General features: G+C 48.4%; 14 protein-coding genes. 8 read left to right on the top strand and 6 right to left on the bottom strand.

Annotated features, from left to right (window positions below):
• Positions 1-6: 6 nt before the first annotated feature.
• Positions 7-942 carry an MOSC domain-containing protein gene (locus B5F87_RS02860; protein ID WP_087276476.1) on the top strand — a complete coding sequence of 312 codons (936 nt, stop codon included), beginning with the start codon at positions 7-9 and terminating at the stop codon, positions 940-942.
• 8 nt (positions 943-950) lie between these two features.
• On the opposite strand, the gene B5F87_RS02855 is transcribed toward B5F87_RS02860, so the two are convergent.
• Complete coding sequence (locus B5F87_RS02855; protein WP_087276473.1) at positions 951-1391, bottom strand: hypothetical protein; 441 nt, start codon at positions 1389-1391, stop codon at positions 951-953.
• An 8-nt stretch (positions 1392-1399) separates the two neighbouring features.
• Positions 1400-2143 carry a helix-turn-helix domain-containing protein gene (locus B5F87_RS02850; protein ID WP_087276470.1) on the bottom strand — a complete coding sequence of 248 codons (744 nt, stop codon included), beginning with the start codon at positions 2141-2143 and terminating at the stop codon, positions 1400-1402.
• A gap of 154 nt (positions 2144-2297) precedes the next feature.
• Here B5F87_RS02850 and B5F87_RS20900 point away from each other — a divergent pair, with 154 nt between their 5' ends.
• Complete coding sequence (locus B5F87_RS20900; RefSeq protein WP_158096930.1) at positions 2298-2474, top strand: hypothetical protein; 177 nt, start codon at positions 2298-2300, stop codon at positions 2472-2474.
• Positions 2475-4499, top strand: a complete 2025-nt coding sequence (gene abc-f, locus B5F87_RS02845; protein WP_343215719.1) for an ABC-F type ribosomal protection protein — start codon at positions 2475-2477, stop codon at positions 4497-4499.
• A 38-nt stretch (positions 4500-4537) separates the two neighbouring features.
• Here abc-f and B5F87_RS02840 read toward each other — a convergent pair whose 3' ends face one another.
• Positions 4538-5101, bottom strand: coding sequence for a TetR/AcrR family transcriptional regulator (locus B5F87_RS02840; RefSeq protein ID WP_087276462.1), 564 nt, complete (start codon positions 5099-5101; stop codon positions 4538-4540).
• A gap of 195 nt (positions 5102-5296) precedes the next feature.
• On the opposite strand from B5F87_RS02840, the gene B5F87_RS02835 reads away from it, so the two are divergent.
• The 5 genes from B5F87_RS02835 (at position 5297) to B5F87_RS02815 (ending at position 10986) form a co-directional block, all read left to right on the top strand.
• Positions 5297-7207: a cation-translocating P-type ATPase gene (locus B5F87_RS02835; RefSeq protein ID WP_087276460.1), complete on the top strand. Its 1911-nt coding sequence runs from the start codon at positions 5297-5299 to the stop codon at positions 7205-7207.
• A gap of 186 nt (positions 7208-7393) precedes the next feature.
• Positions 7394-8662, top strand: a complete 1269-nt coding sequence (locus B5F87_RS02830; RefSeq protein ID WP_087277294.1) for a DNA repair protein — start codon at positions 7394-7396, stop codon at positions 8660-8662.
• A complete protein-coding gene (locus tag B5F87_RS02825) occupies positions 8652-8975 on the top strand; it encodes a YolD-like family protein (protein ID WP_242964231.1) in 324 nt (107 codons plus the stop codon). Before B5F87_RS02830 ends, B5F87_RS02825 begins: the two co-directional genes overlap by 11 nt.
• Positions 8976-9184: 209 nt before the next feature.
• The gene (locus B5F87_RS02820) at positions 9185-9958 is read left to right on the top strand and encodes an AIM24 family protein (RefSeq protein WP_087276454.1); all 774 of its coding nucleotides are present in this window, start codon (positions 9185-9187) and stop codon (positions 9956-9958) included.
• A 254-nt stretch (positions 9959-10212) separates the two neighbouring features.
• Positions 10213-10986: an HAD-IIA family hydrolase gene (locus B5F87_RS02815; protein WP_087276449.1), complete on the top strand. Its 774-nt coding sequence runs from the start codon at positions 10213-10215 to the stop codon at positions 10984-10986.
• Between the two features lie 55 nt (positions 10987-11041).
• On the opposite strand, the gene B5F87_RS02810 is transcribed toward B5F87_RS02815, so the two are convergent.
• The 3 genes from B5F87_RS02810 to B5F87_RS02800 all read right to left on the bottom strand — a co-directional run bounded on the left by B5F87_RS02810 (position 11042) and on the right by B5F87_RS02800 (position 13388).
• Positions 11042-11506: an HD family phosphohydrolase gene (locus B5F87_RS02810; RefSeq protein WP_242964229.1), complete on the bottom strand. Its 465-nt coding sequence runs from the start codon at positions 11504-11506 to the stop codon at positions 11042-11044.
• A 146-nt stretch (positions 11507-11652) separates the two neighbouring features.
• Complete coding sequence (locus B5F87_RS02805; protein ID WP_087276446.1) at positions 11653-12951, bottom strand: alpha-amylase family glycosyl hydrolase; 1299 nt, start codon at positions 12949-12951, stop codon at positions 11653-11655.
• Positions 12952-13151: 200 nt separating this feature from the next.
• Positions 13152-13388 carry an HPr family phosphocarrier protein gene (locus B5F87_RS02800; RefSeq protein WP_087276443.1) on the bottom strand — a complete coding sequence of 79 codons (237 nt, stop codon included), beginning with the start codon at positions 13386-13388 and terminating at the stop codon, positions 13152-13154.
• Positions 13389-13474: the final 86 nt, after the last annotated feature.

Below are 13474 nucleotides of genomic sequence, written 5' to 3'. Positions count from 1 at the left end.
GAAAATATGGGAATTATCAGAGGAATATGTATCAGCGAACGCCGTGGGACTCAGAAAACTGAGGTGCCGGAGGCGGATTTAAAAGTGAACTGGGGCATTGAGGGAGACGCCCACGGCGGAAACTGGCATCGCCAGGTGAGCCTTCTTTCCCTGGAAAAAATAGAAGCATTTCGGGAGAAAGGCGCCGATGTGAACTTTGGCGCTTTTGGAGAAAACCTCATCGTGGAAGGATTTGATTTCTCCAGTTTACCGGTGGGCAGCCGTTTTCAGATTGGGGAAGCGGAACTTGAGATGACCCAGATCGGCAAGGAATGTCACAGCCACTGCGCCATCTACCAGACCATGGGCGACTGCATCATGCCCCGGGAAGGCGTCTTTGCCGAGGTGCGAAAGCCCGGCCACATCCGGGTGGGTGACGAGGTCATTCTCCTGCCGGAAGACCCGGAGCGGCCTCTCACTGCGGCGGTCATTACCCTGAGTGATAAGGGAGCTGCCGGACAGAGGGAAGATAAGAGCGGCCCGGTCATTGTGGAAGAACTGCAAAAGGCAGGCTATAAAGTAATCGAAACACTGCTTCTGCCTGACGATGTGACAAAGATAAAAGCGCAGCTCATCCGTCTTTCCGACCAGCGCCAGGTGAACCTGATCCTCACCACCGGCGGTACCGGATTTTCCGAGAGGGACTGCACACCGGAAGCTACCCTGGCGGTGGCTACACGGAACGCCCCGGGCATCGCCGAGGCTATCCGCGCCGGTTCCATGCAGATTACAAGGCGGGCCATGCTCTCCCGGGAAGCATCTGTCATCCGCCACAAAACTCTCATCGTCAACCTGCCGGGCAGCCCGAAGGCTGTGAAAGAGTGCCTCGACCTGGTGCTCGACCAGCTGGATCACGGCATCCGGATTCTCACGGGACGCGATGGAGAGTGCGCGAGAAAGTGAGAAGAAAACTACACAAAATACCCATTCAGATACTCTGCGGCAGCTTCGCTCACTTTAAAAGTCATATTCAAATTGCCAGTCTCAAAACCGATGTAAGAGCCGTCATACAGGGTAATAGTGGCAACGGTATGAAGTTCTCCGTCGGTATCCGTCTGTGTATATTTGATTGTTTCCTCCTGTGCGAAACGGAAAGAGCCAATCTCTGCTGCATTGTCAGGCAATGTTGTAAATTTCCATTTTTCCAGATCCAGTGTCTGAATAAAATGTTCTATATCATCTTTGGAAGAAATCGTTTCAAGGACTTCTGATGAAGCAGCGGAAACTACCGAGATTTCCTGTGCTTTTGCAATATCGTCGCTGTAAGCAGAGATATCTGTTTCGTCCTTCGCCTGGCAGCCGCCAAGGAGAAGCGTCAAAATTGCTGTTATTATCAAAAAAATTCTTTTCATAAATAAGTTCACTTCCTTTTTTCGTGATATTCTTCATTCATAATCAGTAACCGGTATGCCCGGACGATTCCGGACACGTATACACACAGGAAGGCTCCTGCGCCGGCCAATATCATTCCGCAGGCAAAGATAATGTTGTCTAAGACATACATTTCTGCAGAGACGATTATCGGGAAAAGGAAAAATCCAATGGCAATCAGGGCAGCTCCGGTGAGATTAAGAATGTGCGCCGCTTTCTTTTTGTCGGAATAAGCAGAGGCCAATTCGGATTTCACCGTCTTGTCAAAGGATAAATTTTCTTTCCAAAGCCTGCGATACGGATTGTCTGCCAGCTTTACAGAGAGCAAAAGAATGATCCCTGCAATGACGATGATCATGAATAGCAGCATACTGATCTCGGCGTTCCAAAAAGAAAGAGATAAGCTGCCGACGAGCAGGCCGACGGCAACGCCGATTTTCAGCATTTTTCTTTTTTGGTAAGCCAGAAAACCATCCGCCATTTCCCGGCTGACATAGAGGCCGTTTTCATCCGGGCGCATTTCCGGTTTTTCCGCATCTTCGTCGTTAAGAAGATAGTCCAAAGATACCTGAAACAATTTACTGATTCGGACGATTTTTTCGGTTTCGGGGTATCCGTTATCGCGCTCCCATTTGCTGACGGCTTGTCTGGATACTCCTAACTGATAAGAAAGCTCCTCCTGGGATAGTCCGGCTTCCTTTCTCAGCTTTTGGATTTTTTCTCCAAAGGTCATTGTTGTGCTCCTCCTTTCGCTGTCAGCATACAATATTTGCCGACGGCATACCACCAAAATGCGGTTTCTTTTCCGCAACGGGCAGTTGCAACCCTGCGCTGCATACGATTTTTTATACTTTTATTATACAATTTGATTGTAGAAGAGTAAACAGATGCCGTGGAGAAATTATGTGGACGATGTGGAACTGAAAATCTGTGAGCAGAAGGCTGACTGCAGGCAGAGGGTTAATGTAGCCAAAAATGGCGGTTTGTATTATACTTATGTCATGAGAACATGGAAATCAAAAAACAGGTACAATAGCAAAAACATACGGCAGCAGCCTCAGTAAATGAAAAGGAGTATTTGTGACACCATGCGATATCAGATAAAAAACGGTACCGTCTCCCTGCAGGGCGAGACGGTACTTGATCATATAGACTTTGAGATCCGGGGCAATGAAAAGATTGCCCTGGTTGGGAAAAACGGCGCGGGCAAGACGACGCTCCTTCGCCTGATTGCAGGGGAACTGTCCCTGGACAGAGACGACAAACGGTTTGAGCCCGGCATTTTCCTGGCAGGAAATACCACCGTGGGGATGCTTCGACAGACTGTGGCGCAGGAGGAAAAAGAGCGGACGGTGGAAGAGCTGCTTCTGGAGATCTGTCCTGCCGACGATCCGTATTCCAGAGAGAGATACGATTTTGAGCAGGAATATGACCGGATATTTACCGGTCTGGGATTTCGGAGAGAAGAAAAGAAGAAAAAACTGCGGGAGTTTTCCGGCGGAGAGCAGACGAAGATTGCCATGATAAGGCTTCTGCTCACGAAACCGGATATTCTGCTTTTAGATGAGCCGACCAACCATCTGGATGTGCAGGCGGTGGAATGGCTGGAGGATTATATCAGGGAGTACGGCCGGGCGGTGGTCATCGTATCCCACGACCGGTTTTTTCTGGATTCGGTGGCCGACGTGGTTTATGAGCTGGAAAACGGACGGCTGACCCGTTATGCGGGCAATTACACGGAGTACCGGAGGCAGCGGGAGAAGCGGCGGCAGAGTCAGATGAAGAGTTATCAGGCACAGCAGCAGGAGATTGAGCGTCTCACCGCTCTCATTGAGAAGTTCAAACACAAGCCCAGAAAGGCGGCCATGGCCCGCTCCAAGAAAAAGGTGCTGGAGCGGATGGAAAAAATCGAGCGGCCCTCCGAAGAAGGCGCGCATATCTTCACGGAGGCTATTACGCCGAGGGCGCCGGGTAGCAAATGGGTGCTGGACGCCGATAAGCTGCGCATCGGGTATCACGGTCAGGCAGGAAGTGTGCCGGGAACAGAAAAAGGAGATTTCGGGAGACAACAGATAACGGACAATATATCTGAAAAAACACCTTCGGATGAAATCTGCCTGCAGGAGATCACCCTGCGTATCCGTCGCGGGCAGAAGATCGGCATTATCGGAGCCAACGGAACAGGCAAAACTACATTTTTAAGAACCTTATCGGGACAGATTCCGGCGCTGTCCGGCAAAATGCAGATGGGCAACAATGTGGAAATCGGATATTTTGACCAGCACAGCGGTGAACTGCAGTCGGAAAAAAGGGTGTTTGATTATTTTCACGACCGGCACCCGGCGCTCACTATCAAAGAGGTGAAAACCATCCTGGGACATTATCTGTTCCGGGATGCAGACACAGGGAAGAAGGTCAGCGAGCTCTCCGGCGGAGAAAAAAGCCGTCTGGTGCTGGCGGAGATTCTGGAAAGCCGTCCCAACCTGCTGATACTGGACGAGCCCACCAACCATATGGATATTCCGGCGAAGGAAACGCTGGAATCCGCCTTTCAGGCGTACACCGGCACCATGCTGTTCATATCCCATGACAGGTATTTTATAAAAGAAGTGGCGGATGCGCTGTTGATCTTCGGAGAGAACGGGGTATCTTATTATCCATTTGGCTACGGACATTACGTGGAGCATCTGCGCAAAAAACAGGAATACGGCTGGGCAGGCGCGGAGGCCGTCGCTGTGGAGAATACCCGCCTCATCGAAGGGCTTAAAGAAGTGCCGGAGAAAACCCGGATGCAGAGCGCCCGTTTTTCCACAGAACAGTCTTATACTGACTGGCAGCTTACGCTGGCGGGAGAACAGCTGGCAAAAGCCGCCGCAGCAGTGGAACATTTTCTGGGAGAACAGCTGCCGTTCGGTGAAGAATTATCAAAACATGATACCTCCATGGAGATTCTCACCGCCCGGATACAGGCCCGCCGCCGCTGGCAGGAAGAATACGAAGCACTGGAGCAGCAGTATACGGAAGCCTGTCTGTTCTGGTATGAAAAATGGCAGGAGTATGAAAACGCTTTTGAAAGTTATAAAGAATGATAAATAAGATTTGTCTTTCCGGCCGGGTGGTCCGGGTCCTACAGAATCGGTTCAATGACCGCCCGGAAATACCGGTCTAATTCTTCCGGCGTTTGTTTCATTCGGCTTTTGATCCACCATAATACCATTTCCACAAAACTGCCGGAAATATGGTTTACTAAAAAATCCTGAGGAATATCAGTGTTATTTTTTCTGTTTTGAGTGACAAATTGGTTTTGTACCAATTCATTTAAGCTGTTCTTGAAATATCGCAGAAACAGTTCGCTGCTCTCACAGGAAAGTAATTCAAGAATATTATTTTCATCTTCCTGCAGATGCTGCAGTAAGTGGCAAAATACGGATTCCGGCGCGTTTTTTTCAGAATATAATCCGTGAGTGTGGGTACAATCCAAGGTGCTGCTGATGATGTGTCCGAAAAGTTCTTCGCATAAAGTTTTCAGCAGATCGTCTTTGGCCTCAAAATGAGCATAAAATGTTGTTCGTCCCACATTTGCGGTATCGATAATTTCCTGTACTGTAATTTTGTCATAGCTTTTTTCGGCCAGGAGAGTGCTGAATGCAGCAAAAATGGCTGCCCTTGTTTTCTGTTGTCGTCTGTCCATGATAACTCCTTTCGTACAATTTTTCAAAAGTGTTCCATACGGAACATGGAGACGGTATTATCCATTGCATTTCGTTTGTTTACTTCTTACAATAAAAAGAACAAAGTGTTTGTTATCAAATTTATTGTACGGAAAGTGCAAATGAGTGTCAAGGACAAATCTGTTTGGAATATCGTGCGGATTGGAGGATTCATTATGTTAAAGAAGATCAATGATTTTTTGGCCGGACTTCCCATGACAATTGTGGCCGGCGTATTTCTGCTGTTGGATTTAATCCCTCACCTGGCGGAGGAATTTGGAAGAGAACCGGTGAGGCTTGCTTTTCTGCCGTTTGATCCCGCATGGGCAGCGATCGTTATCAGCGGTCTTCCGCTGTTATATCTGGCGATATGGAGAATTATTTATAATCCGGGAATCAGTAAAATATCGTCCGCACTTTTAATCTGTATTGCGATGTTCGCCGCTGTTGCGGTCGGAGATTTGTTTGCGGCGGGAGAGGTTGTGTTTATCATGGCGGTCGGTGCGCTTTTGGAGGAGGCTACCACCGACCGCGCCAAAAAAGGACTGAAAAAGCTTATTAACCTTGCTCCGGCGAAAGGTCGCAGATTAACCGATGGAAAAGAAGAAATGATACCGGCAGAGGAAATACGGCAGGGAGATCTTTTGCGTATTCTGCCGGGAGAGACTATTCCGGTTGACGGCATAATTGTAAGGGGAGAAACATCGGTTGACCAGTCTGTCATGACGGGAGAATCCCTGCCGGTGGATAAAGAGACAGGAGAAGAGGTTTTTTGCGGTACCATCAACCGCTTTGGTTCGATTGATATTTCAGCGACAAAAGTGGGAGAGGACAGTTCTCTGCAAAAACTGATCCGCATGGTACAGGAAGCGGAAAATAAACAGGCGCCCATGCAGAGAATTGCCGACAGAGTGGCAAGCTGGCTGGTGCCGGTTGCTCTGCTCATCGCAATTTTGTCTTATGTATTCACGGGAAATATCGTTACAGCCGTAACAGTGTTAGTTGTGTTTTGCCCCTGTGCTCTCGTGCTGGCAACCCCTACGGCTATTATGGCGGCGATTGGTCAGGCGACAAAGCATGGCGTGATCATCAAGTCCGGAGAAGCTCTTGAAAAAATGGGAAAAGTAGATACGATTGCTTTCGATAAGACCGGGACTTTAACCTATGGCTGTTTAGATGTCAGCGACATCATTTCATTTGACAAAACTATCTCTGAAGTAAAATTACTTTCTCTGGCGGCTTCGGCTGAAGCCAGAAGCGAACATCCGCTGGGAAAAGCAATTGTGGCGTACGCAAAGACAAAGGGAGTTCTTCTGATCGAGGCAAACGCCTTCAGAATGACTGCGGGCAAAGGAATTTCCGCAGAGACAGGAGGATTCCGGCTGCTTTGCGGGAATGAAAAATTTTTCGCTGAGAACAGGATTGTCATTGATAGCGGCGTACGATCTGAACTGGAACGCCTGCGAACAGAGGGAAAGGCTTCGATACTTGTGGCCGCTGACCAAAAATGTATTGGCGTCATCGCGCTTTCCGATGTGCTTCGCCCGGAAGCAAAAGAGATGATTTCCCGTCTTTCAGACATGAATACCCGAACTGTTCTGCTCACTGGCGATAATCAAAAAACAGCCGGTTATTTTGCACAGCAGGCAGGAATCTCTGATGTCCGGGCAGAATTGCTGCCGGAAGAAAAAGTGAAAAGTATTGAAAATCTGCAGGCAGAAAATCATAAGGTTTGTATGATCGGCGATGGCGTCAACGATGCGCCGGCCCTGAAAACGGCCGATGTAAGCGTGGCAATGGGAAGTATGGGAAGCGATATAGCGGTGGAAGCGGCAGATGTTGCCCTGATGAGCGAAGATATTTCAAAGATCACGTATTTGAAAAGGCTGTCCAATGCGACTGTCCATACCATTAAAGTCAGCATTACGCTGTCCATGTGCATTAACTTTGCGGCGATCGTATTGTCGCTCATGGAAGTGCTGACCCCGACTACCGGAGCGCTGGTGCATAATGCGGGCTCCTGTTTTGTCGTGCTGATTGCCGCACTGCTTTATGACAGAAAGTTTGATACAAAACTGCCGGAATAAAAAATATCCGGTCTCTCAAAATCCGGTATCTGCCGGAATAAATTACCATTGAAAACAAACGTTTGTTCTGATAAAATAAAAAAAGAACAAACGTTTGTTTTTTGCCCCGCGATATCGGCGTAATACGGGCAGTTTCATGTGCAGAATGTGCAGCATGGAAGATATGCAGGAAAAGAGGCGAAAGCAGTGAAAAGAGACAGGCAGTATATTTGTATCGATCTAAAATCTTTTTATGCGTCGGTGGAATGCGTGGAACGGGGACTTGACCCCATGACGACGAATCTGGTGGTGGCTGATTCGGAGCGGACAGAGAAGACGATCTGTCTGGCTGTTTCCCCGTCCATGAAAGCGAAGGGCGTCCCGGGGCGGTGCAGGGTGTTTGAGATACCGCCGGGTATCCGCTATATCATGGCGACGCCGAGGATGCAGCTTTATATTGATTATTCAGCGGAGATTTATGACATTTATCTCCGGTATGTTTCCAGTGAAGATATTCATGTATATTCCATTGATGAGGTTTTTATGGATGTGACTGATTATCTCCGTTTGTATCACATGAGCGCCCGCGATCTGGCGTCGGTCATTGTCCGGGATATTCGGGAGCGTACAGGAATCCCTGCGGCAGCCGGAGTGGGAACGAATCTCTATCTGGCGAAGATTGCCCTGGATATCATCGCAAAGAAGGCGGCAGATTTTATCGGTGTCCTTAATGAGGAGAGTTACAGGCGGATTTTGTGGAGACACCGTCCGCTGACAGATTTCTGGCGTATCGGAGAAGGGACAGTCCGGAGGCTCGCGCGTATGGGCATCAGTACTATGGAGCAGGTGGCGTCGGCTGATGAGAGGGCACTGTATAAGGCTTTTGGTGTAGACGCGGAGCTGCTGATCGACCATGCGTGGGGCAGAGAGCCGGTTACCATGGCAGATATTAAGGCTTACCGCCCGAAAATGCACTCCATTTCCAATGGGCAGGTTCTGCCCAGAGCGTATGGCTATGAAGAGGGAGTCCTGATCGTCAAGGAGATGGCGGACGTTCTTTGTCAGGAACTGGTGGATAAAAGTCTGGTCACTGACTCCATCACCCTGCATGTGAGCTATGAGAGAAGCGCAGGGAAGAAGTCTGCCCACGGAACTATTCGTCTTCCGGCAGCTACGGACATGTCCCGCCGGATTATGGAGCATGCGGAAGTTTTGTACCGGCGGATCGTGGATGCGAAAACGGGGATCCGGAGGGTTTCCCTTTCTTATAATCATGTGGAACCGGAAATGTACTGTCAGTATGATATTTTTTCCAGTCCGTCAAAGGTTGAAAAAGAAAGACGGCTGCAGAAGGCAGTTTTGGATATCAAGCATCGATTCGGGAAAAATGCTGTGCTGAGAGGAATGGATTTTCAGGATGGTGCGACAACCATAGAACGCAACAGTCAGATAGGAGGTCATAGGAGTGGCGCCTAAGATGAGCAGGGAAGAGAGAGCCAAACAGTTTATGCCCTTTGGGGCGCTGAAAGGATATCCTGAAGCGCTGGCGAGAAGAGAGAAAAAACCGCTTCCCCGGCGGGAGCTGTCGGAGGAAGCACTGGAGGAGCTGAACCGGAAGCTTATGGAGCTGGAGCCCGGCGACAGGGCAGAGGTTTTATATTATGCGCAGGGAGAATACCGGACATTGACCGGAGTATTTTCGGGAGTGGATGCTTTCGGGAGACTGCGGATCGGTGAAGAAACGATTTTACTGCAAAAGGTATACGATCTGGTGGCCGTGGACCGGTGAGGAGAAATGTATATGAGTGCGGGAAAGTTTCCTCTGCCCGGCGCAGATGGCGGGGGGATTCTTTGCCGTATCTTATGTTGTGAACTTTTCACGACTGTGATATAGTAAAATAGAAAGATTTTTCTGTACATTTTAGAAAAATTTTTGATTTTACTGACAGATTTGCGGCCGGTCTGCCGGCTGCCACTGTGAAAAGAGGGAGGGAAACGATGTTTCAGGTAAAGAATTTTACAGACAATGATGATGTGAAGATTCTCGATCAGAAAGGAGCCTTTACAGTTATCGAATATCAGAGAGATTTAAGTATTGCGCCGGATTCTGCCATTATTGCGTATTATTGTGCTGAGATGAATGTCCGCAAGCGTCAGGTCATCTGCGATCTGAGCAAAGCGCAGATTACACTGCAGGCAGGGGCTATGCAGTGGATGCTGGGAGATGTGAATGCTACCACGGGAATTAAAGGCGTTGGAGATTTCTTTGGAAAAGCAGTACGGGGCAAGGCCAGCGGTGAGTCTGCTATTAAGCCGGAATATACGGGAAGCGGACTGCTGGTTCTGGAGCCGACCTACAAACATCTGATTCTCATGGATGCCGCGGACTGGGGCGGTTCTGTTGTGCTGGATGACGGACTGTTTCTGGCATGTGATTCCAGGCTGAAACATAAGGCTGTAATGCGTTCTAATATTTCTTCTGCTGTGGCCGGAGGAGAAGGTCTGTTTAATTTGAGTTTGAACGGTTCCGGAGTTTTCTGTATTGAGTCACAGTGTCCGATGGAGGAATTGGTGGAGATCACCCTGGAAAATGATGTGCTGAAGATTGACGGGAACTATGCCATTGCCTGGAGCGGCAGTCTGGATTTTACAGTGGAGCGTTCCGGCAAGTCGCTGATCGGTTCCGCCGCTTCAGGAGAAGGGCTGGTAAACGTATATCGGGGAACCGGGAAGGTACTTATGATGCCGACGGCGAAGATGCCGAATATTTAATTTCAGGCCCGGGCCGCGCACTGGCTGCGTGAACGGTAACGGTTTACGCAGAGAATACCGAAACTTTACACTGGCAGGATTGCAGGACGATCCGGCGTCTGTTATGATTACGGTGTTACCCGGAAGTGTGACGGAAAGCTACGGTACATTTAAGATGACGTACATTTTAATGAAATGCAGAAATATCGGGTATCATAGAGAAGAAACTAAAAAGGACAGAATATAAAAAGACGCGATACAGGAGGATGCCATATATGGAAACATTACGAAATAAAGAAGGGTTCATCTGCGATATGGACGGCGTGATTTATCACGGCAACCGTCTTCTGCCGGGAGTGAAAGAGTTCGTGAACTGGCTGACAGAGAATAAAAAGAATTTTCTGTTTCTGACCAATTCCAGCCAGTATACTCCGAGAGAGCTGCAGAATAAGCTGGCAAGGATGGGGCTGGACGTGGATGAGACGCACTTTTACACCAGCGCGCTGGCGACAGCCTGCTTTCTGGACACACAGTCCCCGGGCTGCAGCGCTTATGTGGTAGGAGAACATGGTATCCTGAATGCTCTTTATGACAAGGGCATTATGTATAATGATGTGGATCCGGATTATGTGGTGGTGGGCGAATCCTCCTGTTATAATCTGGAGCAGATTACGAAGGCAATCCGTCTGGTCAATGCCGGAGCCAAACTGATTGGAACTAATTCGGATCTGACCGGGCCGACGGAAACCGGGATCGCACCGGCTTGTCGTGCGCTGATTGCTCCTATCGAGCTGGCAACAGAGAAAAAGGCGTATTTTATCGGTAAACCAAATCCTCTGATGATGCGCACAGGACTTCGCCTGTTAAATGTCCACTCTGCCAATGCGGCTATTATCGGAGACCGAATGGATACCGATATTATTTCCGGCATTGAGACCGGTCTTGATACGGTTCTCGTTCTCTCCGGAGTTACGACGCCGGACATCATCGAACGGTATCCGTACCGTCCGCGACTGGTGTTAAATGGTGTGGGAGATATCCCGGGATGAGAGCCGGACTTTGCCATGGGAATCTCGCAAAAGACAGAATAAAAAAGTAAAAAGATTATTTGCGATGAAATAGAGTCTCTATTGCAGAGCTGATTTTATCGGACAGGCAGACAATCATCGATTCCCGGCAGGACGGAATCGCCCGGAAGGTCAGGGGCCACATATGCTGGCGGATGATTGCCTGCTCTTTTTCGTTGAGTGCAAAAAGGCGGCTGGCGTTGGAAAGGGCCCGCTGCGGATGGGTGAATCCGTGCAGACGGTGGGTGCCGTCATTATCATGCCAGTCATACAGATAAAAGTCATGAAGAAAGGAACCCACAACAAGAGAACGCATGTCGGCGCCCAGCCTGAATCGTTTGTTAAGATAATAGCTCAGTCTGACCACGTTCATCACATGGTCATAGGTACTCACTGCGCCGTGCTGACAGAAACCTTTCATGGATTGGGCTTCTTCTGTGTGCATGTAATTATGAAGATGAGCATGAATTTCTTCCAGTTCCGCCGGGGTTAAAGTGACCATATCTATCCTCCAGAACGATAATGATAAAGGAGAGCCCTCCCTGTAGTGATGAAGAACCAAAGATTGTTGTTCTGATAAATGGCAATAAAATTGACTTCTGTCTTCATTATATAGAGATAAAGACAGAAGTCAATAAAAAAATGATTTCAGACTTTCCAGAAAGCCACACTGTGCGGAGGCAGCTCCCGTCCTCCGTCAAAGGTGACAGTTTCTTCGGTGAGCAGGTCGGTGCCATTTGCCGCCTGGGCGTCGAATGGCGCAAAGTACGGTTCATCATCAATGTTTACTGCCACAAGAACTCTTTCGCTGTCGCAGGCACGCTCAAAGACAAGCTGCTTGTTCCACACATGAAGGTTACGGTAACCGCCGTCATAGAGTGCCGGATGCCCGGTGTGGAGTTTTGCGTATGATGCGATGGCGTCGGTCAGGTCGTTCCATTCCGGTCGTTCAAGGGCCGGACGAAGGACTTCGTCGCCGTCCTTTTTGCAGCCTTCCATGCCCCATTCGCTGCCATAATAGATGGATGGAACGCCCGGCATGCCGAAGAGGAGACCATAGATGACAGGGAGATTCTTTTTATCGGTGAGGATGCTGGCGATTCGTTCCACATCATGGTTATCCACAAAACTCAGCAGATGTTTTCCACGGTAGATGCACCAGTTCTCATAGCCAAACTGACGGTTCAGACTGTAGCTGATCTCATGCATGTTGGCGCTGTTGAAACTGGAATAAAGACCTTTGTAACATTCATAGTTAGTCACAGAATGACATTTTTCATCACTCATCCACATATTATAATCTCCGTGGAGAGTTTCGCCCATCAGCACAAAATCCGGTTTTACCTGATTGGTGAAATTTCTGAGTTCGCGAAGATAAAAGTCGCTTAAACAATAAGCCACGTCCAGACGAAGACCGTCAATGTCATAGAGTTCCACCCATTTTTTGATAACGTCAAAATGATGCTGCCGCACTTCCGGATTATCCAGATTCAATTTGACGAGTTCGTTATGACCTTCCCAGCCTTCGTACCAGAAACCGTCGTTGTAATTGGTATTGCCGTCAAAATTGATATGGAACCAGCCGCAGTAAGGGCTATCCCATTTCTTCTCCTGCACATCCCGGAAAGCCCAGAATCCCCGTCCCACATGGTTGAAAACGCCGTCGAACATGATCTTGAGGCCGGCGTCATGGATTGCCTTGCAGACTTTCTGCAGGTCCTCTTCTGTGCCAAGACGGTGGTCAGGAATCAGGTAATCTCTGGTGTCGTAGCCGTGGTAGTCGCTCTCCATGAGAGGGTTGAAAAGAACGCAGGTAGCGCCGGTCTTTTTAATGTGATCTACCCAGTCAAGGATCCGTAGGATCCGATGATCGGAATCTTTTTTGTCAAGGGCATCACACAAACCCAGGGGATAAATCTGATAAACTACTGCTTCGTCAAACCACATAATATTGTCCTCCTATATATTTTGAGTTTAAAACAATTGGAAAATCAAAAAATCCCTAAAAAACAGGAAAAGTGCCCAATGCACATGCACAGGACACCTCATTAATATAGCATAATTCATAGTAGATAGCAATAAATAATTGTTAAAAAAACGTCAATATAAATGGTTTAATGAAAATTATGCTTGTGATATTCTGAAATTCAGGCGGCGATATACGGCGCAATGGCAGCCATGATTCTTTCCATCTCTCCATCGCGTTCCATGATACGCAGATCAACTGCCTCCCGGAGATTCATGGTCATCACGCCCAGGAGCGACTGTGCGTCAACCACGTACTTTCCATAGATTAAATCAAAATGGCTGTGGAAATCTTCGATTGCTTTTACAAAAGATGCTGCGTTGTCAACAGTATCAAATTTCACGGTAAAAGTTTTCATCTTTGTGTTCTCCTTTTCTTAAAAATGTCTTTCTTTTCGCTCGGTGAAATCCAGTTCACTATATGCGATAATGCAATTTTTGTCAA

The sequence above is a fragment of the Eubacterium sp. An3 genome, assembly GCF_002159465.1.
Lineage (GTDB): Bacteria > Bacillota > Clostridia > Lachnospirales > Lachnospiraceae > Anaerobutyricum > Anaerobutyricum stercoris.
Note: the sequence above shows the minus strand (reverse complement) of the source record. Positions and strands in the feature narration are given on the sequence as shown.

Excerpts from the sequence above, each read along its gene's own strand:
- B5F87_RS02860 (WP_087276476.1), top strand. The coding sequence starts at position 7 with ATGGGAATTATCAGAGGAATATGTATCAGCGAACGCCGTGGGACTCAG.
- B5F87_RS02835 (WP_087276460.1), top strand. The coding sequence starts at position 5,297 with ATGTTAAAGAAGATCAATGATTTTTTGGCCGGACTTCCCATGACAATT.
- abc-f (WP_343215719.1), top strand. The coding sequence starts at position 2,475 with ATGAAAAGGAGTATTTGTGACACCATGCGATATCAGATAAAAAACGGT.
- B5F87_RS02820 (WP_087276454.1), top strand. The coding sequence starts at position 9,185 with ATGTTTCAGGTAAAGAATTTTACAGACAATGATGATGTGAAGATTCTC.
- B5F87_RS02855 (WP_087276473.1), bottom strand. The coding sequence starts at position 1,391 with ATGAAAAGAATTTTTTTGATAATAACAGCAATTTTGACGCTTCTCCTT.
- B5F87_RS02850 (WP_087276470.1), bottom strand. The coding sequence starts at position 2,143 with ATGACCTTTGGAGAAAAAATCCAAAAGCTGAGAAAGGAAGCCGGACTA.
- B5F87_RS20900 (WP_158096930.1), top strand. The coding sequence starts at position 2,298 with ATGCCGTGGAGAAATTATGTGGACGATGTGGAACTGAAAATCTGTGAG.
- B5F87_RS02815 (WP_087276449.1), top strand. The coding sequence starts at position 10,213 with ATGGAAACATTACGAAATAAAGAAGGGTTCATCTGCGATATGGACGGC.
- B5F87_RS02840 (WP_087276462.1), bottom strand. The coding sequence starts at position 5,101 with ATGGACAGACGACAACAGAAAACAAGGGCAGCCATTTTTGCTGCATTC.
- B5F87_RS02805 (WP_087276446.1), bottom strand. The coding sequence starts at position 12,951 with ATGTGGTTTGACGAAGCAGTAGTTTATCAGATTTATCCCCTGGGTTTG.
- B5F87_RS02800 (WP_087276443.1), bottom strand. The coding sequence starts at position 13,388 with ATGAAAACTTTTACCGTGAAATTTGATACTGTTGACAACGCAGCATCT.
- B5F87_RS02810 (WP_242964229.1), bottom strand. The coding sequence starts at position 11,506 with ATGGTCACTTTAACCCCGGCGGAACTGGAAGAAATTCATGCTCATCTT.